This is a genomic window from Chryseobacterium piscicola (genome assembly GCF_900156685.1).
Taxonomy (GTDB): domain Bacteria; phylum Bacteroidota; class Bacteroidia; order Flavobacteriales; family Weeksellaceae; genus Chryseobacterium; species Chryseobacterium piscicola.
In genome coordinates, this window is the sequence record NZ_FTOJ01000001.1 from 498541 (window position 1) to 522960 (window position 24420).

The window sequence follows — 24420 nt, forward strand, 5'->3', positions numbered from 1 at the left end:
TTAAGCTTTGATTTTTAATTTTAAATACTCTGTTAGCTTCTTTTCTATAAAAAGGTAAAGAACTGATGATAAAACAATAACAAGTATAATCTTTAAAATAAAATAAGGGACGATAAAGGCTTCATTTGGGATAATTCTTTTTGAAAAAACTTCAACAAATGAGTGGGATAGATATAATGAGTAGGAAATGTCTCCCAAAAAAATAAGAATTTTATTTCCTTTACTTTTAAATGTATAATCGAAGAGTAAAAAAGCTAAAACAAATAGAGAAACAATCACAAGCAAAATCATCTCATTTTTTATTTGAATAATATTAAAAAACATTAAAATAAATAAAAAGATGCCAAAAACAGAAATAGGGAGAGCAACTTGTTTAGACACTGAGAATTGATTAAAATAAAGTCCTAAAAGAATTCCTGAGATGAAATACAGGTTGAGTTCGCTCGTAATCATCCTAAGATAGGCGGTTTCAAATTTAAAAATCACTCCTAAGATGTAAGAGATTACAAAAAAACCAATGATGAAAAAATATCTTTTAGTTTTAAATAAGAATGAAAGCCCGAAAATCAGATAGAAAAAAATTTCGTAGTTGAGAGACCATCCCAAATACAGTACTGGGAATTGATCCTCAAGCGGCAAAAAAAGTAAAGAATAAATCAGTCTTTTTAATCCAAGTCCTTCAGAATAGTATAAAATACTTCCTCCCAAGATAATCCAGGCAAATGTGAGCAGGTAATATAATGGAACAATTCTGATGATTCTTTTTTTGAAAAATGAAATTACTTCTTTGGATATATTTTCATCAAATTTGATTTTTTTAGTCGTAAAAACCATGATGAATCCACTTATGACAAAGAATATAGGAACTCCGATACTTCCTCTTCCGAAAAGAATTTCCCCATATTTAACATCACCCAAAATAAGTCCTTCACGTAAATGAAAGCAGCAAACTAATAGTGCGGAAATTCCACGTAAAATCTGGAGCTTATGAAGCTTCATACTTATTCAAATAGGTGAAACGATATTTTGTTTTTAAAATTGAGGGGTTTTTTAAAATCTCAATCAACAGAGCGATAATTTTGTAAAATTTACTTTTTAAGGAAAGGTCAAAAGCTTTATACTGAAGATAGATTCTTTCCTTCACATCAGAATCCAGTTTTTGATTTTTAGACCATTCAAACAGTGATTTCCAAAGGAGAAACTGTCTTTCATTGTATTTTTTAGAATACAGCTTAATTTTTGTAATGCGGTTGTCATCATGTACGCCACGTATAGCAATTGCTTTATCAATAATTCCGGTTTTCAGATGACAATGGTAAGCCAATTTTATAATAAAATCAGAATCCTGATGTACCCGAAGATCTTTATTGAAAAATAAATTGTATTTGATGAGCGAAGACCGCCTTACTGTAAGTGTATTCAAATGAAAAAATGAGCCGAAAGTTTTAGTTGAAACACCTAGAAGTCCTTCGAAAACTTCTTTGCCTTCAGCCTCATACCGCACAGTAGTTAATTCGTTATTCTTAAATTTTTCCTGAAACTCGGTTTTTCCTTTTTCCGTAATAAATTCTGTTCCTAAGGCACCGAAAATACCTTCAATCTTTTCATTATGGAATGAAGTCTTTTCAGCATCAAAACGGTTGGGAAGGTAATAATCATCAGCATCCAGAAAGGCAATAAAATCTGAGGTAGCTTTTTGAATTCCCAGATTTCGGGTTTCTGAAGCGCCATGATTTCCTTTGTCTTGATGTTGAAATAATACGACACGCTCGTTTTCCTGTACAAGTTGTTTGCAGAGCACTAAAGAAGCATCAGTAGAAGCGTCTTCAGCCAATATTACCTCTGAAACTTCTGTAAACTGTAACGCAGACTCCACCGCTTTTCTGAGGAAGGCGGCCGCATTGTACACAGGAATGATAACGGAAATATTCAGCATTAATTTATATTTTTTCAGCCCACAACGCAAGTTGCAGAAGATTCCAATGTTTCCGATCCTTATTTAAAAATTTTTGGGTTTCGTGAAAATCAATATATTTAAAAATCTTTTGGTCTTTATTTTTAAGATGATCGTCAGAGAATTTCATTAGGTTTTTTTCTTCAAACCAATTTTCAATTCCTAATCCGAAACCCTGTTTACAGCGGTTGCGGATGGTTTCCGTCCAGTAAGAATTCATAGATTCTCTGAGGATGATTTTGTCCTGTTCAGAATTGATCTTAAGCTGATCCGGAAGCTGAATACAAAATTCTGCAAAATCTATATCTAAAAAAGGTGTTCGCACTTCCAAAGAATTCGCCATCGCCATTCTATCAGATTTTACGAGCATATTTCCCGGAACATATTTCTCAAGATCTGTACGCATAATATCGTTCAATGAATTTTCATCTGCAGTAAAACTATAAGGTTGAGAATAGTTTTCATTAATACCTAATTGCCTTCTTTCATTTTCATTAAAGAAATTTCGTACGTCATTTTGATGAAAATCTAAAATCGAACTATACTGAATATTTTTCTGTGAGATGTAAGAAGTCTGCTTTAGATTCTGATAAAGTTTTAACCCAAACTGGGCGATTATATTCTGATAGCTGAAATGTTTTTTAAGCTCATTTTCAACTTTATAAAAATTGTAACCCCCAAAAAGCTCGTCGCCTACATCACCCGATAGCACAACGGTTAGGTTTTTTCTTGCTGCTTTACAGATTTCAAACTGAGGAAGAGTAGAAGTGTCGGCAAAAGGCTCATCCAAAAAAGGAGTAATTTTCAGAATTCCTGAAACAAGATCTTCCTTCTTTTCATGAATTTCTACATGTTTTGTGCGGTATTTTTCGGCTATTTCTCTGGCATATTTCAGTTCGCTGTCTTCGTGGTCATAGCCAAAACTTATTGTAGTTTGGTTGGGCAAAAATTCATTCACCATTGCAACAATAGAAGAAGAATCTAAACCACCACTTAAAAAGCTTCCTACTTCCACATCGGCGATCAGTTGTTTTTCAACAGCATTTTTCAAGAGATAAACAAATTCTTCTTTTGCGTCTGAGAGGCTTATTTGTCTGTCTTTTTTTGGGAGACTGTAATATCTTGAAACTTCAATTGTACCATCTTTCCAGATCAGCTGATGCGCAGGAGGAAGAGAATGAATGTTCTTATAAATACTTTGATAAGTGCTCACATAGCCATATTGCAGGTAATGGGAAAGCGCATCATGATTGATTTCTGTATTGGCGAGCCCACTTGCCAGAATTGCTTTTATTTCGCTTGCAAAAATAAATTCACCATTTTTTCCGGTGGTATAGTACAATGGTTTTTCGCCAAAACGGTCTCTGGCACAAAAAAGCTGTTGCTTATTTTCGTCCCAGAGGGCAAAGGCAAACATACCGGGAAGATCGTGAATCAGGTTTTCCTTTTTGCGTTGGTACATTGCCAGAATCACTTCCGTATCAGAACCTCCACGGTAAGGATATTCGGCATGTTGTTTTTTGATGGATTGGTAGCCGTAGATTTCCCCATTCAAAACAATACACTCTTTTTGGGTATTCGAGAACATTGGCTGTTTTCCATTTTCCGACAGGTCGATGATGGATAGGCGGCGATGGCCCAAAGCTGCATTTTCGTAAAACTCATGATGAGCAGAATCTGGACCACGGTGCGCTATAGCATCGGTCATGTTCTGAATTTCATGGTTGTAGTTTCGGGCGTTTTTAGTAATAATTCCTGCTATTCCGCACATAGACTTTAGTTAAAATAATTCTTAATCAAACTTACAATCCTGTCGATTTCTGATTCTGACAGATCATAATACATAGGAAGTCTTAACAAAGTATTTTCAAAATTGTCTGAATTTTGTAAATTTCTTCCGTCATGTTTGTCACTATAGTAATCGCTTTTGTGGAGAGAAAGATAATGAAATACAGACAACACACCGTTATCTTTTAAATATTTTATCATGTTGGATCTATCATCAATGTTTTCAAAAATCAGATAGAACATGTGCGCATTATTGGTTGCGTAGTCTGAAATTTGAGGTGTTTTAACAGATGGAATATTTTTCAGATTCTCAGAATACTGATTCCAGATTTGCAGTCTTCTTTTTTGAATTTTCTCTAAATTTTCCAGCTGCGCCCAAAGAAATGCAGAAATTATTTCGCTTGGTAAAAATGACGATCCGGTATCTACCCATCCGTACTTGTTGATTTCTCCTCTGAAGAACTGACTTCTATTGGTTCCTTTTTCCCAAATTACTTCTGCGCGGTCAATATACTGTTCATCATTGATGGTCAACATACCACCTTCACCTGAAATAATGTTTTTGGTTTCGTGAAAGGAAAATGCTCCAAAATGCCCGATGCTTCCCAATGCTTTTTTTCTACCATCTGAAAATGTGTAAAAGCTGTCAATTGCCTGTGCAGCATCTTCAATTACAATAAGCTGGTGACGCTCTGCAATGTCCATTATTTTTTCCATATCACAGGCTATTCCTGCATAATGAACAACTACAATGGCTTTTGTTTTCGGTGTAATTAAACCTTCAATTTTAGCAGCGTCAATATTGGGATTATCTTTGTAAGAATCGGCAAATATTATTTTAGCTCCCTGCCTTACAAATGCCAAAGCAGTAGATACGAAAGTGTAACTTGGAATAATCACCTCATCGGCAGTCCCAATATTGGCAAGCATAGCCGCCATCTCAAGTGCATCAGTACAAGAGGTTGTCAAAAGTGCTTTTTTGAATTTATATTTTTCTTCAAAGAAAGACTGGCATTTCTGCGTAAAAATTCCATTGCCTGAAATCTTTCCGGATTTTACGGCTTCTTCAATATATTGGGTTTCTTTTCCGGTAAGGTGAGGTTTATTAAAAGGTATCATTGTATTTTGTATAAATTATTTTTTACTGTTATTAGTTTTCTGTTGCTCTTTTTGAGATGTGTATCAATAAGTTTGTGAGTATTTTTGTCAAATATGAAATACATAAAATTCTCATTCAAATATTTATCATCTATTAATGACAAATGTGATCCGAGATAATTATTTTTTGTTTTTTCTTTTACTAAAGGAAAATTGGTAAACCATCCTCCAGGAATTATATTTGTAGTTTCATTCATTTTAATGAATGATGTTTGCGCAAAATAATTGCTGCCATCTAACATGATGGTTTTAGAACTCAAATCCAGTTTCTCAAATTGTTTCTTCTTTTCCGGATAAAACCAATAAGCTTCCACCATTATTGCTAAAAGCACAAAGATAATGGATGATTGTATTTTATTCTTTTTAGAAATTTTAAATTTTACAGTATCAAGAATAAAATAAATCGTCAAAAAAATCATCGGGAAGATAATTCGATCTTTCAAAGTATGATGTAATGTAAGATAGAACATCATCAGCATTAAAACGACTACAACGGCTATTGTTTTTTGTTTTTTGTAGATAATGAATAAGATGACTGAAAAAAAACAAATTAATATTAATAAGAAAAATGAAGTAAATCTAATGTTTTTTAAAATATTATAGTATGAAATTGATTTGTCTGACGTCAGGTTGTGATTAATCTCCTTTAATTTTTCTAAAGACATTTGGTCTGTAAAAATGAAATTTCTAGCGGCTAGTTTTAAGTCATTTTCTAGAGGATCATTTTCCTCTTTCAGCTCACCTAATAAATAACCAACACCAAAATTGTCATTAATAGAACCTCTTTCTTTATTATAATCAAAATAAAATTGCCAATCTTTACTTTCAGCGTAAGTCTTTTTATTATAAGTATTTAAACTTATTGTAGTAGCACAAAAAAATAAAAAATAGACCAGCAGAATTTTATAGCTTTTGCGATGTTCTTTTAATAAAAGATAAATAAAAAATAGAGCAGCGCAAAGGAGAACCATTTCTAAACGATAGAGTAAACCAATAAATAAAGAGAGAGCTGACCCAATAAGAAATATATTTTTTTTATTGTTTATGTAAGAATCTAATAGTAAGAAACCTGAAAATGTTAATAAAAAAGTTAAAGTTGTAAAATTCAGAAAACACAAGTAGTAAAATAAGGGCAATAAAAAAATGAATAATTTAAAAAACTCCATTCTTTTTGAAAGCTCACAAATTATAATAAAACTGCTAATAAATTGAAGAAAGATGAATATTACAAAATACCACTCGTAGTAAGGTAGGTGAGAATAAAGAAAAACAAAAAACTTACCTAAAATAGAATTGATAAATACAAGATGATAATCATTTACACCAAAAAAACTTCCGTTTGCAATTCTCATCATATATCCATCATCACCAGCAAGAAATATAACATTAAAATATTGTAATGCTAAAAAATAAAACAGTAGCAATAACAGGAAAATTATTATATTTTTTTTCATTTGGTATTTATTTTGTAGACATAAATATTTACCCAATACTTTGAGCTTATGCTATTTTCCAGAACTAAATAATCATTAGTTAAAGGTATGCTTGAAATAATATAATCTACACTGAGTTCTTCTGCAGCATTTTTATCAATCATTAATTCCTTTGGTTGCTTTGAATATTTTTGAAGAATCTGTTGACCAATAACAAAATTGTCGACAAAAACAAAGTTTTGGCTCATATAACCATCGTATTTACCCATTAAATCAGGGTTTTTTGATAGGATAGGTGAGATTAAACTTCTGAATTTTTTCTTGTAGGATTTTTCATAGTACGGAAAGTAACCATCAGCCGTATAAAACCCATGGTATTGGGCAGCAGCAGGATCGAAACCGTAGCTGATTATTCTGTATTTAGACTTGTCCTTTGGCAACAATTTAGAAATTTTCTCAAATTCTTCATTCATGTAATAGTCCTTAAATGAAAAATAATGTTCTCTAAAAGAATGTCTTATATTCTGATAAGGTATGTTGATTCTTAACACAGTATAAAGATTGGCAAAAATAATAAGTGCCGCTACAATAGTAATCGGTTTTTTATCCATTTTGCTAAAATCTTCCAGAATAAAAATCATGATGATATACCAAAGCAAACCGTTGAAAAAGTAAAATCTGTAAAGCGTTAGACCGTATAAAAAATCAAGTTTCAGAGCCTTTATGATTTCCGGAATCATATTGATATTAAAATACGAAAAAATGCATGTGAACAATATCAAACAAAAAAGAAGAATAACTTTTCGAATATTTTTTAAAGGTAAAAAAAATGAGACTAGACAATAAATGAAAAATGAAATAATCATAAACTGATGTCTCGACGGAGCATGAGATCCATTCTCTGTCCAGAATCTTTCAAAAACTGTTTTCACCCCGGTATCCCAAATCATTTCTCCTGCAATGCCAATATTTCTGTTGGACACGAAACTTGGATGCAGGGTTTCAAGGATAAACCGGTAGTTTGTCATCAGGTAACCTGCTCCCAAAAGAAAAACAAAAACAAAAGCGGAAACTTCTATCTTCTTTTTAATAATGCTGCTGTATAAAGCGCAGATTACTAAAAGGAAAATGAGAAACATCCCGTAAACTATAAAACTGGAGTACAAAATATAAAATGTAGCGAATGCATAATATAAAAAATGAACCCGCTGTCTGCATAATAGTTTTAAAAATATTAGTACAATTAAAGGTGCTCCTGCTGTACTGATACCTCCAAATTGCCAGAAATTAAGAACCGAAAAGGTAATAGATATTAATACCAAAAATAAGGTGTCGATTTTTGGAGCAATATATTTCCCTAATGTAAAAAGAGAAAAATATCCAGTGATACAGATTATCAAACTGTTAATAACCAGAGCATAAAAAGGAGTGAGAATTTTAAACAGTAGATAAATAAAATCAAGCTCATTTCCGTAGCTGACTCTGTATTGATTTTCTATATTGGGCAGGGGTGTTCCGTTGGATGAAAATGACATTCCGCTTTCTGAAAGAATTTTTAGCCAAACCGTATTAGAATCCAGATAGTCTGCCGGAGAACCTAAATAGGAGTTTTCACCGAAAATAAAAAAAGGAATATACAGAATAAGAATGAGTACCATTCCACCTCCGAAAATCAGCTTGTTTCTCATGTTATTTTTTCCAGAAATGTTTTAAAATGACACGCTCCTTCACAGCATAACCCATTTTTTGATAAAAATTACAAGCACCTACATTTTGTTCCTGTGTTGGAATATCCATTGTGATTATTTCATTTTCCAGACAGTAATTTTCAGCTTTCTGTAGCAAACATCTGCCGATGCCTTTGCCTTGCAATAAAGGGTGGGTTGCAATAAGCCCTATTTTTGCCGTATTTCCGCTTTGCTGTACTGTTACAAAACCAGTTGCTCCCAAATTCTCGTCTTTTGTATAAAAAATTTTGACAGCAAAAGTTTTGTTGAGGCTGTTAATTACCCAAAGTTTATACAGTTCTTTGAATTTCTTTTCTCCAAAACGTGGATCAAGCAAAAATCTGCTGTGTTTTCCACTTTCATAGGCAAGCTGAAAAAAATATTCATCTTCTTTGGGAAGATAATCAGTGTCAAAAATTTCCTGAGCATTTTCACAAATGTTTTCACTTAAATGTTTCGAAAAAACCACTTTTGTCTCTCTGAATGTTTCTTCAAGGCCTTCTATTTCGACGTGTGAATCTTGATTCTGTTTAGAAACAATCAAATCATATTGATTGTTATTAAGTTCCGGATTTTTCAAATCATCATCATTCATGATGTGTAATTCTGCAATATTTTTAGAGAAAAAATTGCTGTCCCATTCAAGTTTAGTTAAATTATTCTTCATCGATAATGTAAACAGGTCTGTTTTTCGTCTGGTTAAAAGTTTTTCCGAGATATATTCCTAATACGCCAAGGCACATAAAAGTAACTCCAAATAGGAACCATATCGATAAAATGAGTGAGCTGTATCCTGGTTCACTTATTCTACCCATTAAAGTTTTTATAAATACCCAGGCTCCTCCTAAAAATGACGTTGCAGATATTATGGCGCCTAAACTTACAAACAACTTCAAAGGTTTATCTGAAAAGGATACAATCACATTAAAAGCAAGTGATATAAGTTTTCCTAAACTATAGGAAGATTCGCCTTCACTTCTTTCCTGATGCTCCACAGCAACAGTTGTGGCTCTGTAACCTACCCAATTGATAAAAAGCGGGAAAAATTTTATGTAATCATTCACGTTCAAAACCTGATTGATAACCTTTTTGTGATAAATCCCGAAATTAGCCACTTCATTATTAATCTTAATACCTGCAAGATAATTAAAGATTTTATAAAACATTCTCGAACTCAGTTTTTTTAACCTACCATCCTTTCTTTGTACTCTGCTTGCCTGAACGACTTCGTATCCTTCAAGAGCTTTTTTGTATAACTTTTCTATTTCTTTGGGTTGATCCTGAAGATCGCAATCCATCACAACGACCCATTCACCAATTGATTTTGAAAGCCCTGCCATTATGGTAGGATGCTGTCCGAAATTTCTGCTCAGACGGTATATTTTTAAATTGGAATTATCTTCAGCTAAGTTCTTCATTACCTGCCACGAATTATCCGGGCTTCTGTCATCAACAAGAATAATTTCATAATCTGTGTTTAGCTTTCGCATCACAGTGCTTATTTCTTCCACTAATTTTGGCAGAATTTTTTCAGCTCTGTATATAGGACTTACAATACTAATCATTGGAGTTTAATTTTTAATAATTGAAAAATAGTAAAGAGATGACTTTTTACAAAAGAAATTGTCTTTTTTTGGACTTTCTGAATATCATCTTCCAGAAGTATAAGGATGCTGAGTTCCAGCCTGAGATTGTCGCATTGTGCTATTTCGATTTTTCATTATTGACATATTGAGTTTTATTTTTTTTAGGGACTTTTTACAGATCCAAATTTACACATTCAAAAAGGTTAATCCAACTTCTTTTACTTGGTTTCGCAATTCGGTGAGTGTTTTTTCTTCTTTCACAATTTTGCGGTACTTTTCTTGAAGTGTTTTGTAGCGGCTGCGGTTCCCGGTGAACATGTTTTTTACCATACTTTGTCTCAGCGATTTTTTCTCTAGAAGCAGGGCATTGGGAAGGTTAGGATTCATTATTTTGGTTTCAATACCCAAATCTGCATATTTTGTGTAGTCTACTTTACCCAAAATCTGTTTGCCGTCATGCACTACTTTACTTGATGGAACCAGTACTACTTTTTTCTGATGAAATTGTACCCTATTTACATACTCTACATCTTCTCCATAATGAAAAAAATAAGGGTTAAAGCCACCTATGGTTTCTATGGTATTTCTCGGTAAAAGCCAGTGTGCTGCATTGATGAAGCTAAGTTCGTAATAGGGTTTCAAATTTTGAAAATACAAATCAGAAATCAATCTTGTTTTTTCAAAATTGGTGGCGATATATTTATCAAGGAAAATATCCAGCAGTTTCTCGCTTCCATCAATGTGCATTGGGCTTAGAATACCCATCTCGTCTTTTTTAGCATGGCTCTCAAATACATCTAAAAGTTTCTCAATACTGTCTTCATACAACCATGCATCCTGGTTCATTAGATAAAAGAAATCGGCGCCGTTTTTATATGCTTTTTCAATCCCGATATTGTTGGCTTTCCCGAAACCTAAGTTTTTCGTCGACTGGATGTAATCTACTTCGGGAAACTTGTTTTTAATAAAATCTCGGGTGCCGTCTGTAGAGCCATTGTCAATTACTATACAATCTAGCGGAACAGAAGACCCTCTCAAGCTGTTGAAACATCTTTCTGCCCATTTCATGGCATTGTAAGTAACGATGATGACGGTGGTTTTCGGCATATTTTATTTTTGGTAATATTTTGATATTAAGTTTCTTAGGTATTGTTCTTTATCGTTGAGGTTGTTTCTCTTAAAATAATTTTCAATCTTCGAAACTTCTATTTCATATCCTGAGCCTTCATTCTGCAGATGCAAAATAGGTTCATTCTGTAAAACGTCAGAAATGGTCTCTGTTATCTCTATTATAGAGAAATTCTGAAGATAGGCCAGATTAATAATTTGATTGGGACGGAAATTTTCTATAATATCTTTTGTTATCGCACTCACATCACTCACATCAATGAGGTTTCTGGTGGCTTTGGTATGAACCGTGATTTTTGTATCACTTTCTATAGCCCGTACAAGATAGTTCACCAAAAGATTAGGGTTTCCCCCTTTTCCTACGGCATTACTAACCCTTAAAATATAATATTGATCACAGGAATCTGCGATGATCTGTTCCATTTTAAGCTTGTGGAGAACATAGTGACTGTTGTTCTTAGAAGAATCGTAAATACTGCAGGTGGAGAAATAGATAAATGTTTTGCGGGGATTATTTTCAATAGTTTCTTTTAACAGAAAATATTCCCTCTCGAATTCAGAATCTCTTGTCTCCAGTGAATTGGAGACGCCCGATGCAAAAAACAATACATTTTCAGAATCTATTTCCTGCAGGGATTTTGCGATAAGTCCGTTGCCTATGATCATTTGTGTTTTTTATTAATGTCTTTTGAATACCTTATCAATTGATAATATTTTTTCATCAAAAATAGGTGTTGCGCAAATTTAAGATGTTTAAAAGGATAAAATTGAAGTGAAAATAAAATATTCTCTAAATTAATCGGATGAAATTTGAAATATTGATATAAAAAGCCGTCAAACACACTGGTTTCTGTTTCAGAATCGATGGTCTGATTAAATTTGATCTTCAGGTTTTCTCTTACTTTAATGGTAGCATCCAGCCAATTTTGATCTTGATTTCCTTTTGAGAAGTGTTGAATAAGAATATCGTCAACAACAAAATTTTGAAATTTCTCTGAGACTCTCAAGCTGAAATCTAAATCATAGCCATGAAAACCTGTGAGATTTTGATTAAATTTAAATGGAGTGTAATTTTCTTTTTTAATGGCCAGAAAAACTCCATCTAATGCAAAGACAGTATTTCTTTTTTGTAGCGTTTTAAACTCACTTACATATTCATTATTGTTTTTGTTGCCCTGCAAAAGATGAATAAAATTATATTTTTCAGATACGGTCCAGCTGCTCGGTGCGTGAGGTACATACGATGATCCTGCCACACCGATGATTCCTGTTTTATCGTCAGAAAGATGTTGTGCTAAAACATTCCCCCAATTTTGGGTATGAAAAAGCACATCTTCGTGCAAAAACAAAAGGTAATCAAACTGTGCTTTTTCTGCTCCGTCGTTATATGCTTTGGTGATGCTCATGAGATTGGGATTCCATATCTGGATAATCTCATAAGAAAAGCCGTCACCAATAGTCTCGGCGATATTTTTCACCAACTGATTGTAATAGTGAGGTTGATAGGATGAGATAATGATTGAGAGCATACTGTTATTTTAGCAAGTGATCATATTCGTCAGATGTGTGGTTGCCTTTTTCATCAATTTTCCATGAAGAAGATTGATTGGCCGTTTTTATATAAAAAAGATTTTCTTCTGTAAGCGCGTTGGGATTGAGATACCAGCCTCCATGTTTACATGTGAAATTTCCCGCCATTCTGATTGCCGTCATAAATTTAAATAAATTAAAAATGGTTTTAGGATATTTGGGTTTATACAGTGCGAAAGTAGTGTCTATGAATGCGAAATAAACGTTTTTTTCAAGTTCGTCCTGCCAAAAACGTTTTTCCCAAGCCTGCACTTTTTCTTTTAACGGATAATAATCAGGAATATCCTGAGTATCGATCGCAAATCCTATCTTATTAATTTTCTTATAATATTTAAACAGATAATTGAGCATAATAGTCTCGAAATCTTTCGGCAAATTATCATTGGGAACAATATCTGAGTCGGTAAGAAAATAAAATCCTTTTCCGTATTTCCGCTGGAGGTCTTTGTTTTTAAAAAATACATCATGCCCAGAATTTGTGTTCATTTTTTCAACGGTTACCACGTCTTGTATTTCTGTATAATAATCTAACAGCGGTTGATAGGTAGATGCGTTATCAATAATCACGATATTTTTAAATTCTCTTTTAATCAGAAAATCAATAAGTTGTTTCAGGTAAAAAAGCTGATTAAAATTGATGATGATAACCGGAATACTTTTGTGATCCTGCATCTGGTGACGTACTGTACCATCAAACTTCATCAGAAATTTGAGATAGAGCGTATCTAAATGCAGCATGAGTCTACGTTTTGTAATCATCCTTTAGAATGTTTTATTTTTTTGTTGATTGACCAAACAGCTTTGGTCATGTCTAAAAATCTTTTCGGATAGCCTCTTTTCATAAGAATGCTAAAAAGTCTGAGATGGGGTTTTAGCATGTTTTTCTCGCAGAATCTAAGGTGGTCATTCAGCATTCTGATCACGAAGCTTTTGTCAAAATATTGTGAATGCTTATTCAGCACATTTTCACGCATGATATGGTAACCTAAATCTTTTTTACTTTGCAGGGATAAATCACCTGATATACTTGATGTTGACATTCTTACCGTAACTTTTGCATCTGATAGGTAAAAGACGCTGTCTAATCCTGAAAAAGTAAGAATAGCATAATCATCGGCTCCCCATGCAAAAGGGATTTTTAGAAAATGATGTTTTTTATAAGCCGAAAGCGCAAATATGTTTTCAGACAAACTGCTTGGCATTAAACCTTTGTATTTTCTTTTAAATAATTCTGGTGCAGGAATTATAGTTTCATCGGTTGTTATGGTATGTAAAATGGTTTTGTTTTCGTCTACAATATTGTGCGAAAACTTAATGGCAGAGATGTTTTCAGATTGTATTTTGGGTAGATTCTTATAAAATTCTGCTACGAAGTTTTCAGAAATAACATCATCATCACCTAATATTTGAAACCATTCCTCTTTTACGTTTTCAAGAATTCTTTCCCATTGCAAAGCCAGGTTTTTACCACCCAGGTTGTCTTTGTATTCAAAATATTGATATTCATCTGAATTAAGATATTTCTGAATAAGAGGTAACGGATTGTCGGGGCTTGCATCATTGCCAATATACAGCACAAAATCTCTATTGCTTTGTGCAGCAACAGATTGCAGTGTTTCTTCAAAGAAATCTATTTTGTAGTAGGGGATGACAATGGCGAGTTTATTCATGGGAAAATTTTATATCTCAGGGCAATTAGTTTTTTCAGAAGAGGATATTTTTGTTTTATATAATATTTTGCTTTTTCCCGGTCTATATAAAAGAGAAACTTTTTAAAAAGGAGTTCTCTGATGAGGGGTGCTTCATTTACATTATCATTATAATTAGAGGTTGATGTCTGATTTTCATGATATCTGAAGCTCACCAGTTTTTCAGAGATGATGCCAATGTCATAATTTTTCAGAACTCTAAGCCAATATTCATAATCTAAAATCTGTTTCAGTTTAGGATTGAATACCCCTGTTTTATAGTAAAGCTTTTTCGTGAAAAGACTTACGCATGGTTCTCCGATGATGTTTTCTGAGGAATAAATGGAGTAATCTAATTGTCTCAGCATCTTCTTTTTCAGAATAAAAAAATCTTTCATTTCTATTTTAGCGAGATTCTGAAGATCACCATATTTTTCATACCAACCTCCGTTAGAAATTATTTGTGAGGCATCATCAATTATTTTTCGTTTTGAGATAACAATATCCAATTGATTTTTTTGAAGATACATCATCATCTTCTCAATACAGGCTGGGTCTAATATATCATCCTGAAATAAAATTTTAATATAATCTCCGTTTGCTTTTTCGATAGAGTGATTCCAATTCGCACCGATTCCCTTTGGGATGTGCGAATATATAAATACCGGAAAATCAACGTCGCCTTTAAAAGCTTCACAAATTTTCAGAGTTTCATCCGTTGATTGGTCATCAGATATAATGACCTCAATATTTTTGTAGGTCTGTGATTTTACAGATTCTAAAGTTTCCTGTAAATATTTTGCTCCGTTGTAAGTGGGGATGCAGATAGAAACTGAAAAATTCATAGCAATAATTTTATTAGCGTTTGAATTTGTTTAGGAACATCATGATCTTATTAATCATTATATATTTTTTGCTTGAAACGATCCTTTTATAGTGAGCATTTTCTTTTTTTAAAGTAGATAGCTTTGTAAGTAATTCTAAAAGATCACCGAAAGTTTTAAAGTATACAGCATAATGTTTATTCAAAACGTACATTTTGGTTTTATTCATCTTTTTTTCATCATTATTAATTATATAATTCCTTGATGAAGATTTTATTCTGTAGTGAAAGAGAATTTCATTTAGCTTAATTACATTTATGTTATCGTTTGATAGATAAGAAATCCAAAAATCCCAATCTTCAAGACCATCTTTCATCTCCTCATCGTATCGTACCACTCCCAGTTTTTTTTTATTAAAAATTGCCGAACAAAAAATGATGTTAGATTTTAAAAGTTTTTCAAACGAATAATCAGGCAAAATAAATTCTTCAGTTTCTGCTTCAAAATATTTTGCTCTACAATAAACGAGGTCATAGCCTTCATCTATTTTTTCTGCAGCAAGCTGAAGATATGTATTTTCAATTTTATCATCTCCATCCAAAGGGAGAATCCAATCTCCTTTAGATATTTTAAGACCAAGGTTTCTTGCAGTTGCTACACCACCGTTTTCTTTTTTATAATAGGAGAATCTTAAATCTTCTGCTATCCATTTATGGACTAACGCCTGTGTGTTGTCTGAAGAGCCATCATCTACAATAATGCATTCCCAGTTTTCATAGGTTTGATCTAGTACAGACTGCAGACATTCGTCGAGATACTGTGCCTGATTGTAGCAGGGAACGATGATGGAGATAAGAGGTTGGGACATGTCGTGTTTTTCAAAGGCAAATATATTAAAAATAGGGGTATTATGAGAGACTATTACGAGGTTTTAATATAGTGTAGGCTGTAAAAGTTGCTCTGGTTTGAGGTAAGATGGTTCGGAACTGCCTTCAGCGGGTTCGTAAGGGGTAACACCCCATTGGATAAGGGGTTGAGGGCAGTTCTGAACCAGGGATACCCCCCTTCGGAAGGGGGGGTAGGCAGTTCTTCAAGGGGGTGTGGGCTCTTAAGTAATGGGGTGGGTACCGTTGTAAACTGGGTAAAGGGACTTGTGTAAGTGTAAAATGATGTTTTTAACAAAAAAAACTGCCTCAGTGTATTGAGGCAGTAGGAAAATAAATTTTGGTTTTACAACAGATTAATTTTGGTTTTCATCTTTATTCTCATCTGTCTTGTTGGTGGGTTCTGTAATAGTTCCTGTTGTAGGATTAATAAAAAATTGCTGCATGTCTTGATGTAGAAAAGTAGTTCCGGGAACATTTTCTCCCGAAAGATATTTGATGTTTCGGTAGAAGGTAATTGAGTTGTGGTAGTTATCATGGTCTAGCAATATTTTGGTATCAGAAAGCTGTTCGTTTACCGAAGATAATCTTTGGAAACGGGTTTCCAGCTGTCCGCGCGTGGTGTAATCTCTGTCAAACTCTGCTTTGTCTATGAAGTTGGGGACGTATTGTGGGTACTGCTCCATATAGCCTTTGGCTTTGTTTACGAAGAGTTTGTTTTGCTCGGCAATTCTTCCATAGGTTTGTCTCTGCTCGGGAGTAAGATGAATGGTTTTGCCTTGTAAAACGTTTTCAATTGCAGTTAATGCATCGTCGATTTGCGTAAGCTCTGCTTGTGTAAAAGTTACGCTTAATAAATTGTTGAGTGCCATACACTAATTTTTTTGTTGTTAATTGTACCTCGAAGCTAATAAAAAAAACATGATTTGCATCATGTTTTAGGTAGTATTATTTTATGTTAAGTATCACTGCTGTTGGTGTTTACGGATGCATAAAGTGTATATGTTGATTCGTTTTTTACGTAATTAAATTATGATTTAAAGATTGAAAAAAATATGCAGATTATTTTTCATTTTTCGCAAGCGAATTTTTTTTTGAAAAGATTTTGCGAACCCACAATCTAGAGTCTTTTGTCTGTACTCAATTGATTGAGATAGTATATTTTCCGAAGTGTTTTAAGATAATTGCTAAAACCCTGATTTTTCAATACTGTTTTAGCGACACCGTAATTTGCTGATTGTTTATTGAGATGGCAAAACATCAGATACTTCTCAATAATACTATTGATAAAGGATTTCGGAAAATGACTTGAATGATTGATAATTAATTTCTCAAGATATTTGTTGTAGGCCAGTTCTTTTTCAGACTTCATGTTTTCGGATCCGGATATGCTACCAGAAAACACTCTGACTAAAACTTTGGCATTTTTATTATAATGAATGGTGCCATAGTCTGAAAATCTAAGTAGTGCCAAATCATCACTTCCCCAAGCTAACGGAATTTTTTCAAATTTATATTTTTCAAATTGCTTGGTTTTAAAAATGTTTTCTGAAAGGCTACTGTATACAAGACCCTGATGTTTATTGAGAATCAAATCAACAGAGGAAATATTCTCGGCATTATAATTATGAGATTGTATCAGATTGTCGTTTTCATCAATCCAATCATGTATAAATTTAATGACTTTAATGTTTTTTTCTTCACAGTAGGCAATCGCCTGGTAGCATTGTTCAACAAAGTTTTCTGAGATCACATCATCATCGCCTAAAATCTGAAACCAGTCTTCTTTTACATTTTCCAAAATTCTTTCCCATTGTAAAGCGAGATTTTTTCCACCAACATTATCTTGATAATTAAAATATTGAAAATCTGAGTCTGAAAAATATTTTTTAATAGTGGGAAGCGGATCTGCAGGACTCTTATCGTTACCAATATAAAGCACAAAATTTTTGTTGGTCTGCATTGCCACAGACCGAATGGTCTTCTCGAAAAAATCTTTTTTGTAATACGGGATAATGATGGCGAGTTTACTCATCTTTAGTGTATTATATTTTTGTATTTAGTAAGCAGCATTTTTGAAGAATTCATTTTCGCAATATATTGTTATTCGAAAGGAACGAGTAATAGATTTTATATAGTAATACCAAAATAGGATAATGTTGTTTTTAAAAACCTATATCTTTTGGAAGAAAGGATTTCATTAAATTTTGAGTTTTCAAATTGTAATTTTCCAAATTCATTATCAATCTGTGCTATACATGATTGAATATGCTCAAAGAATATTTCTTTAATTTCTGCATCTTTTTCAAAAGAGTAAAGATTCGTAAATAACAATAAATTTGCCTTAGTACTTTTTAAAGCACTGAGAGAGCTAAAAACACCAACTCCATATCGATAGACAGCCATTGTCTCAGGGATATGACCCATTTTCCCATATTTCGTAAGTGTCATGTAAAGAAAGTAATCACCTATCGGGCTTTTGTAAAATTCAATTGTATTGAGCTCGTCCTTAAGAATGTTTCTAAATACTACCGAAGGAGTATGGATATAATTCAGCTTTTTTGCAAGTGTTAATCTTTCCTCGTACTGTTCCGGTAATGTTGTGATAAAATCATCAGCCATTTCTCCGTCACTCTTAAGAATCTTTATATCATGAAAACATAAAACATAGTCAGGATTGTTTTCTAAAAAATCTACTTGTTTTTGGAGTTTGTGGGGATCTGTCCAGTAGTCGTCGCCTTCGCATAATGCAACGTATTTCCCTCTAGCTTGTTGTATTCCCCAAAAAAAATTAGGAATAGCACCCTTATTTTTTTCATGCCGAATGTACCTAACGTTTATATTTAATGGAATAGCTGTTCTTGATAAATAATTTTTTATAATTTCATCAGTATTGTCGAGAGAATTATCATTGACAATTATGTACTCAATTGAACCTTCGAATCTTTGACCAAGCACTCCTTTTATTGTTTCTATGATGAAATCTTCCTGTCCGTAGGTAACAGTGACTACACTTACTTTGGGGATTACATTCATTTACTGATATTTAGAGATATGTAAATTTTTTCATTAGTTAATGGATCTATATAATGTGCATTCTTAAAATCGTGATGAGTTAGTGCACGCATCTTTTTAATAAAATTCTCAAAAGAATTCACTTCTTTCAGATCAATTTTGCAAATTACATTGAAATCCTTTTTTAAGTGTAGTTTTCCTTCAGTTTCTGGTGCTTGTGTGTTATAGGTATTCTGTAAAATTGACGAAATGTTCTTGGTGAAAAGTGATATTTCTGCTTCCAATATTTTATCATAAAGGGTTCCGGATGTATCTATATTATCTTTTTCTACAATTGTTCTATCGATGATTGCTCCATGATCAATTTCTTCATCAATTTCGTGAATAGTTGCTCCAATAATTTCATCGTTCAATATTGAAAAAACCTGCGGATACCATCCTCTATTATATGGGTTGTATCCAGGGTGTATATTTATACATTTTACTTTATTAACCATTGAAGCAGGAAATAATTGTTTGCAGTGTATTGATAATACTAAATCGTATTGACTAGTTATTTTTGCAACATCTGTTTCATCCTTTAGATTAACTACGAAAATTGAATTTGAAATCTTTTCTTCAAATTCAGTTAGATTCGAAAATGGGCTTATTGCAAACGAGAATTCTGACTCTGTAATTAATTTTAGTTTTAAAACTTCTTCAATCCTTTTGCATAGATATAAATTGTCAGAGATGACCAATACATTTTTATACATATTCTAATTATTTTGGATTCTCAACATTGTTCTTGCAATCAATTCCACTTCTTCAAATGTTAAATCGTAAAAAAATGGGAGACATAATACTCTTCTCGCTATGTCCTCTGTAATTGGTAATTCGAGCTTTGGAAGATATGGAAGGGCAGATGCTAAACTGGGGTAAAAGTATCTCCTAGTAAATATTTCATTTTTATCAAGTTCACTTTTAAGTTTAAGTAACAAATCTTCACTTTCAAGAACAACAGGATAGTATGAATAATTTTCATGTGATGAGTTGTGCCAAATCGGTTTTATTGCTTTAAGATTTTTTAATTTCTCATCATAAAGTTTAGCAAGTGCTTTTCTTTTTTCATGTATTTGGGTTAGGTATTTTAAATTTGCCAGTCCCATAGCAGCATGAAACTCGGAATTTTTACCATTAATTCCTAAGTCTGAGAATGTATCAAAGCCGGATATGCCAAAGTTTCTAATTGACGCTAATTTTTTTAATACTTCAGAATTTGTTGTGGTAAGAAGTCCTCCTTCTACTGAATGATATAGTTTAGTGGCATGAAGAGAGCATGTAGAAATGTCACCATATTCTAAAATAGATTTTCCGTATACTTCCACACCAAATGCGTGAGCGGCATCGTAAATGACTTTAAGATTATGCTTTTTTGCGATTTTTTCTATGGCGTCTACATCACACGGGTTTCCATAAACATGTGTTGCCAATATTGCTGAGGTTTTTTCGGTGATCGCAGCTTCTATTTTTGTAGCATCAATATTTAAAGAATGTTCATCAATATCTACAAATACGGGGTTGCAACCTTCCCAAACTACACTACTGGTGGTAGCTACGAAAGAAAATGGAGTAGTAATGATTTCTCCTTTTAAATCAAGCGCTTTAATTGCCATTTGTAAAGCAACCGTACCATTCGTAACAAATAAGAGGTGATTAACCTTCAAATGTTCTTTAAGTTCCATTTCCAGCTGGCTCGCTAATGGTCCCATGTTGGTCAGCCAGTTTCTTTTCCAGATACCGGTTAAATATTTTTCGTATTCTTCTTTTGGAGGAAGAAAGGGTTGGGTTACGGGTATCATACTGTCAAATTAGAATTTCTCAGTAATTGTCCATTTTTTTGCACAAAAACTATTTCTATTAACCATAGAATTTGATTGTCCGGAAATGGTCTATTTAAGTCAGTAATTTCAAACATTTGATAACCACATTTGTCCATTAGTTTAACTACTTCAAATACAGTGTTGTTGTAAGTTTTATTACACACTGTAGCTTCAACCAAAAAGACTTCTGTTTTGCCATAAAAATCAGATGCTCCTTCTATCACTTCTAAATCAAGACCTTCTGCATCAATTTTAATAAGATCCGGTGTAGGGCAATTATTTTCTTTAATGATGGTATTCAAAGTCTTTATAGGAATGCTTACTTGTTCATAACCCAATTCTTTGGCTTCTTCTTCCGAGTATATAAATGAGCAACTGTCGTCTCTGTCATGAATAGTAAATTTAAGAATGTCGTTTTTATTACCCACTCCTACTGGCAGATAAGAAACGTTTTCATTCAAGAGATCTTGAAAATGACTTTGTAATCGTTGCTGAGGTTCAATCATTAACACTTTGGAGTCGGGGAAATTTTTTAATAATTCTCTCGTCCATGTACCCGTGTTGGCTCCTATATCAACAACAAAAGAGGGAAAAAAGCCAGCTGTCTTTAAATTGCTGTAGAAAGTAGTTAGTAGATCTGCTTTATTTTCAACAACAGTAACATTTTGAGTTGATTGTTGAATGAGAGTTGAATTTTTTATAATTCTGTAACCCATCATTTTTGCTAAGTTACTTAGTAGTGTTTTCATAGTTTGATAATAGTTTTGAATTTAATAGGATAGGTGTCCAGATTTGTTCAGTATTGGTTACTCTAATATTTATAACTCGATGCTCTTTGTAGTATATATCAGTGTGTCGAGTCTCTGAAAAGCTTGCAGTAATGGAGTAAAGTCCTTTTGAAAAATTAAAATTTTTAATCTCGAAACAGAGCTTTTTTATTTCTCCAATACCAAAATCCTCATCAAGATTTTGGTTTTCAGGAAATAACTCAGCTATACCTCGTTGCTCTTTATCATACACTGCAAATGATGTGTAGGGTATCTTTTTCAGTTTTACGTTTTCTATCTCAAGTTCAATTACAAAATCTGAATTCCAATCAAGTGTATAAAAGTTATCCTCTGTGTTCTTGCTTACAATTCTTGAGCTGAGGAGTTTAACTTCACCAGTATCAAAAACAATTTCGCTTTTCTCATCAGTTTTAAACATGTTATAATACATGTCGATGCCTTTCCCTATATCTTGTCCTTGATAGGTAACAGCGCCATGATCCATCAATATAATCTCATTACAAATTCTTGAAACCATAGGCATACTGTGAGAAACAAATATTAAGGCTGTGTTCGGCAGTAATTCATCAATTTTTTTGAAGCATTTCAAAACAAACCCCAAATCACCCACTGCCAAAACTTCATCAATAATTAAGACATCCGGTTCAAGATGTGCGGCAATGGCAAAGCCAAGCCTTACTTTCATCCCGGAAGAGTAATTTTGTATGGGCATATCTATGAACTCCCCAATCTCTGAAAACTCCACAATAGAATCTAGTTTGTCCTCAATTTCTTTCCTAGTAAAACCCAGAATCGAGGCATTGTTGTAAATGTTTTCCCTGCCTGTAAGAATAGGGTTGAAACCAGCCCCCAACTCAATAAGAGCGCCAATCTTTCCTTTCATAACGATCTGACCCTTATCAGGAGCATAAAGACCGTTTAATACTTTTAGCAACGTACTTTTTCCTGCACCATTGTGACCAATCAGTCCGATACATTCGCCTCTTCGAAGCTTAAAACTGATGTCTTTTACTGCCCAAAATTCTTTAGGACGCAGGTCTTTATTGATCTTTATCCCCAGTGTACTTTTGATGATATCTAATGCTCCGTATTTTAAAGACGATCTCAAATCCATAGAAAACTTCTTGGATACATTCTGTACAGAAACTAAAACTTCTTTTTCTTCGTTCTTCATCTTATCCTCCGATTTTTTCAATTATAATAGGCATTGATTTTCTGAAAATAACCATTCCTACGAGCATCACGATAAAACTGATGCCTGCCAAAACCAATGAAAAGGTAATGTTTTCAAGCTGCATATTGGTAAGGCTGCTTCTGGCGTCGTTAAAAAGAAAAGTCAACGGGTTGAGTTCAAAAAGATTTTTAAAAAGCCCTTGCTTCGGTACTGCATAAACTACAGGCGTAATGTACATCATAAATGAAACACCAGTAGAAACAATCTTGTTGATGTCTGTATAAATAAGTCCGATGGGTGTAAACAGTAAGCCTAAGCTTAATGAGAACATCATAATTACTGCTAAAATTATGGGAAAGTAGAGAATTCCTGTTCCGGGATTAATGCCATAAATCACAAGGATTCCGGCAATCAAAATAAGCTTCAGGATAAGATTGAAGGTCATTTTGTAAATGCCAGACATGATAAGAGCTTCTTTAGGGAAATTGATTTTAGAAAGCAAACCTCTCGCACCGTTTACAGAAGTAATGGGTATGAAAAGCGTTTCATTAAAAATACTCCAAAGTGTTGTTCCTATCACTACAAAGGCAATGTACGGAATGCTTTGGTCAGCATTCACATTTACCGTTCCTGAGCTGCTTAGAAATATCCACACCAAAGAATTGGTGATGATTGGCATAAATGCCCAAAAAAATCCTAAAAACGATTGTCGGTATTGAGACTGTAAATCTCGTTTAGCCATTTGATACGCCAAAAAATTGGAAGATTTGGTGTCTTGGTAAATAGCTTTCAGCTCTTGGAAAAAATGGGTTTTTTTATCAGATGTATATACTACGGTTTTCAAGAGGGAATTTTTGTTATAAATTTAAAATAAATAATTGATAATCATGTGCTAATGCCCTATTGTAGCAATACGGCATTAGCATTGTGTTTTTTATCGAATCAGCTTTTTCAGATACTCACCATATCCGCTTTTTCCATATTTCAGAGCAGTTTCGAGGAGTTTTTCTTCGTTGATGAATCCGTTTCTGAAAGCGATTTCTTCAATACATCCTATTTTGAAATCTTGTCTTTTCTCAATCACTCTTACAAACTCGGAAGCGTCATTGAGAGAATCAAAAGTTCCGGTATCCAGCCATGCAGTGCCTCTATCTAGTACACCTACTTCTAATTTTCCTTTGCTGAGGTACACATTGTTGATGTCGGTAATCTCCAGTTCTCCTCTAGGGGAAGGCTGAATGTTTTTGGCAATTTCTACCACTTCATTGTCGTAAAAATACAATCCGGGAACTGCGTAATTAGATTTAGGATGGGTGGGCTTTTCTTCAATAGAAACGGCTTTCAGATGGTCATCAAACTCTACCACACCATATCTTTCCGGATCGGCAACATGATAGGCGAAAACAACCCCTCCATCAGGATTGGTTTTATTTTTTAGCAGAGTTCCCATTTCGGAACCGTAAAAAATGTTGTCTCCCAAAACCAGTGCCGCAGCATCGTTTCCGATAAATTGTTTGCCAAGAATAAATGCCTGCGCCAATCCGTCTGGGCTGGGCTGAACCACATATTCTATATTGCAACCTATCTGTGAACCGTCGCCTAAAAGCTTAATAAATCCTGCTTGATCGTGGGGTGTAGTGATGATTAAAATATCTTTTATACCCGCCAACAATAAAGTAGACAATGGGTAATAAATCATCGGTTTGTCGTAAACCGGCATTAGTTGCTTGCTTACAGCAATCGTAAGAGGGAAAAGTCTTGTTCCGGATCCTCCAGCTAGTATTATGCCCTTCATTTTGTTATCAATTAGACGAATTTTAT

General features: G+C 33.5%; 24 protein-coding genes. All 24 read right to left on the bottom strand.

All coding sequences use genetic code 11. From position 1 onward, the window contains the following. Complete coding sequence (locus BW939_RS02340; protein WP_076449403.1) at window positions 1-999, bottom strand: acyltransferase family protein; 999 nt, start codon at window positions 997-999, stop codon at window positions 1-3. After that, complete coding sequence (locus BW939_RS02345) at window positions 986-1936, bottom strand: glycosyltransferase family 2 protein (RefSeq protein WP_076449405.1); 951 nt, start codon at window positions 1934-1936, stop codon at window positions 986-988. The genes BW939_RS02340 and BW939_RS02345 overlap by 14 nt, the downstream gene beginning before the upstream one ends. A 4-nt stretch (window positions 1937-1940) precedes the next feature. After that, on the bottom strand, window positions 1941-3725 hold the full coding sequence (gene asnB, locus BW939_RS02350; RefSeq protein WP_076449407.1) for an asparagine synthase (glutamine-hydrolyzing): 1785 nt from the start codon (window positions 3723-3725) through the stop codon (window positions 1941-1943). Between the two features lie 5 nt (window positions 3726-3730). Next, entirely contained in the window at window positions 3731-4861 is a 1131-nt protein-coding gene (rffA, locus tag BW939_RS02355; protein WP_076449409.1) for a dTDP-4-amino-4,6-dideoxygalactose transaminase, read from the bottom strand. Then, window positions 4858-6354: a hypothetical protein gene (locus BW939_RS02360; RefSeq protein ID WP_076449411.1), complete on the bottom strand. Its 1497-nt coding sequence runs from the start codon at window positions 6352-6354 to the stop codon at window positions 4858-4860. Before BW939_RS02360 ends, rffA begins: the two co-directional genes overlap by 4 nt. Next, on the bottom strand, window positions 6351-8021 hold the full coding sequence (locus tag BW939_RS02365) for a DUF6044 family protein (RefSeq protein WP_076449414.1): 1671 nt from the start codon (window positions 8019-8021) through the stop codon (window positions 6351-6353). Before BW939_RS02365 ends, BW939_RS02360 begins: the two co-directional genes overlap by 4 nt. 1 nt (window position 8022) lies before the next feature. After that, window positions 8023-8727 (bottom strand): GNAT family N-acetyltransferase, encoded by a 705-nt coding sequence (locus BW939_RS02370; RefSeq protein WP_076449416.1) that lies wholly within the window; start codon window positions 8725-8727, stop codon window positions 8023-8025. Then, the gene (locus BW939_RS02375) at window positions 8717-9625 is read right to left on the bottom strand and encodes a glycosyltransferase family 2 protein (protein ID WP_076449419.1); all 909 of its coding nucleotides are present in this window, start codon (window positions 9623-9625) and stop codon (window positions 8717-8719) included. Before BW939_RS02375 ends, BW939_RS02370 begins: the two co-directional genes overlap by 11 nt. A 207-nt stretch (window positions 9626-9832) precedes the next feature. Next, window positions 9833-10753, bottom strand: coding sequence for a glycosyltransferase family 2 protein (locus tag BW939_RS02380; protein ID WP_076449421.1), 921 nt, complete (start codon window positions 10751-10753; stop codon window positions 9833-9835). 3 nt (window positions 10754-10756) lie between these two features. After that, window positions 10757-11440, bottom strand: coding sequence for an NAD-dependent epimerase/dehydratase family protein (locus tag BW939_RS02385; protein ID WP_076449423.1), 684 nt, complete (start codon window positions 11438-11440; stop codon window positions 10757-10759). Next, entirely contained in the window at window positions 11437-12303 is an 867-nt protein-coding gene (locus BW939_RS02390) for a glycosyltransferase (RefSeq protein ID WP_076449425.1), read from the bottom strand. The genes BW939_RS02385 and BW939_RS02390 overlap by 4 nt, the downstream gene beginning before the upstream one ends. Window positions 12304-12307: 4 nt before the next feature. After that, a complete protein-coding gene (locus BW939_RS02395; protein WP_123891539.1) occupies window positions 12308-13102 on the bottom strand; it encodes a glycosyltransferase family 2 protein in 795 nt (264 codons plus the stop codon). Between the two features lie 17 nt (window positions 13103-13119). Then, window positions 13120-14034 carry a glycosyltransferase family 2 protein gene (locus tag BW939_RS02400; protein WP_076449430.1) on the bottom strand — a complete coding sequence of 305 codons (915 nt, stop codon included), beginning with the start codon at window positions 14032-14034 and terminating at the stop codon, window positions 13120-13122. Next, the gene (locus BW939_RS02405; RefSeq protein WP_076449432.1) at window positions 14031-14897 is read right to left on the bottom strand and encodes a glycosyltransferase family 2 protein; all 867 of its coding nucleotides are present in this window, start codon (window positions 14895-14897) and stop codon (window positions 14031-14033) included. Before BW939_RS02405 ends, BW939_RS02400 begins: the two co-directional genes overlap by 4 nt. 13 nt (window positions 14898-14910) lie before the next feature. Beyond that, complete coding sequence (locus BW939_RS02410) at window positions 14911-15744, bottom strand: glycosyltransferase family 2 protein (protein ID WP_076449434.1); 834 nt, start codon at window positions 15742-15744, stop codon at window positions 14911-14913. Window positions 15745-16116: 372 nt separating this feature from the next. After that, window positions 16117-16632: a hypothetical protein gene (locus tag BW939_RS02420; RefSeq protein WP_076449438.1), complete on the bottom strand. Its 516-nt coding sequence runs from the start codon at window positions 16630-16632 to the stop codon at window positions 16117-16119. 248 nt (window positions 16633-16880) lie between these two features. Continuing rightward, window positions 16881-17795 (bottom strand): glycosyltransferase family A protein, encoded by a 915-nt coding sequence (locus BW939_RS02425; protein ID WP_076449440.1) that lies wholly within the window; start codon window positions 17793-17795, stop codon window positions 16881-16883. 95 nt (window positions 17796-17890) lie between these two features. Further along, the gene (locus BW939_RS02430; RefSeq protein WP_076449442.1) at window positions 17891-18796 is read right to left on the bottom strand and encodes a glycosyltransferase family 2 protein; all 906 of its coding nucleotides are present in this window, start codon (window positions 18794-18796) and stop codon (window positions 17891-17893) included. Next, window positions 18793-19530, bottom strand: a complete 738-nt coding sequence (locus BW939_RS02435; protein ID WP_076449444.1) for a dTDP-4-amino-4,6-dideoxyglucose formyltransferase — start codon at window positions 19528-19530, stop codon at window positions 18793-18795. Before BW939_RS02435 ends, BW939_RS02430 begins: the two co-directional genes overlap by 4 nt. 3 nt (window positions 19531-19533) lie before the next feature. Beyond that, the gene (locus tag BW939_RS02440) at window positions 19534-20616 is read right to left on the bottom strand and encodes a DegT/DnrJ/EryC1/StrS family aminotransferase (RefSeq protein ID WP_076449446.1); all 1083 of its coding nucleotides are present in this window, start codon (window positions 20614-20616) and stop codon (window positions 19534-19536) included. Then, on the bottom strand, window positions 20613-21386 hold the full coding sequence (locus BW939_RS02445) for an FkbM family methyltransferase (RefSeq protein WP_076449448.1): 774 nt from the start codon (window positions 21384-21386) through the stop codon (window positions 20613-20615). Before BW939_RS02445 ends, BW939_RS02440 begins: the two co-directional genes overlap by 4 nt. Further along, window positions 21367-22599, bottom strand: coding sequence for an ABC transporter ATP-binding protein (locus BW939_RS02450; RefSeq protein WP_076450107.1), 1233 nt, complete (start codon window positions 22597-22599; stop codon window positions 21367-21369). Before BW939_RS02450 ends, BW939_RS02445 begins: the two co-directional genes overlap by 20 nt. A gap of 1 nt (window position 22600) precedes the next feature. Beyond that, window positions 22601-23443, bottom strand: coding sequence for an ABC transporter permease (locus BW939_RS02455; RefSeq protein ID WP_084566572.1), 843 nt, complete (start codon window positions 23441-23443; stop codon window positions 22601-22603). A 90-nt stretch (window positions 23444-23533) separates the two neighbouring features. Beyond that, the gene (gene rfbA, locus BW939_RS02460) at window positions 23534-24394 is read right to left on the bottom strand and encodes a glucose-1-phosphate thymidylyltransferase RfbA (protein WP_076449450.1); all 861 of its coding nucleotides are present in this window, start codon (window positions 24392-24394) and stop codon (window positions 23534-23536) included. Window positions 24395-24420: the final 26 nt, after the last annotated feature.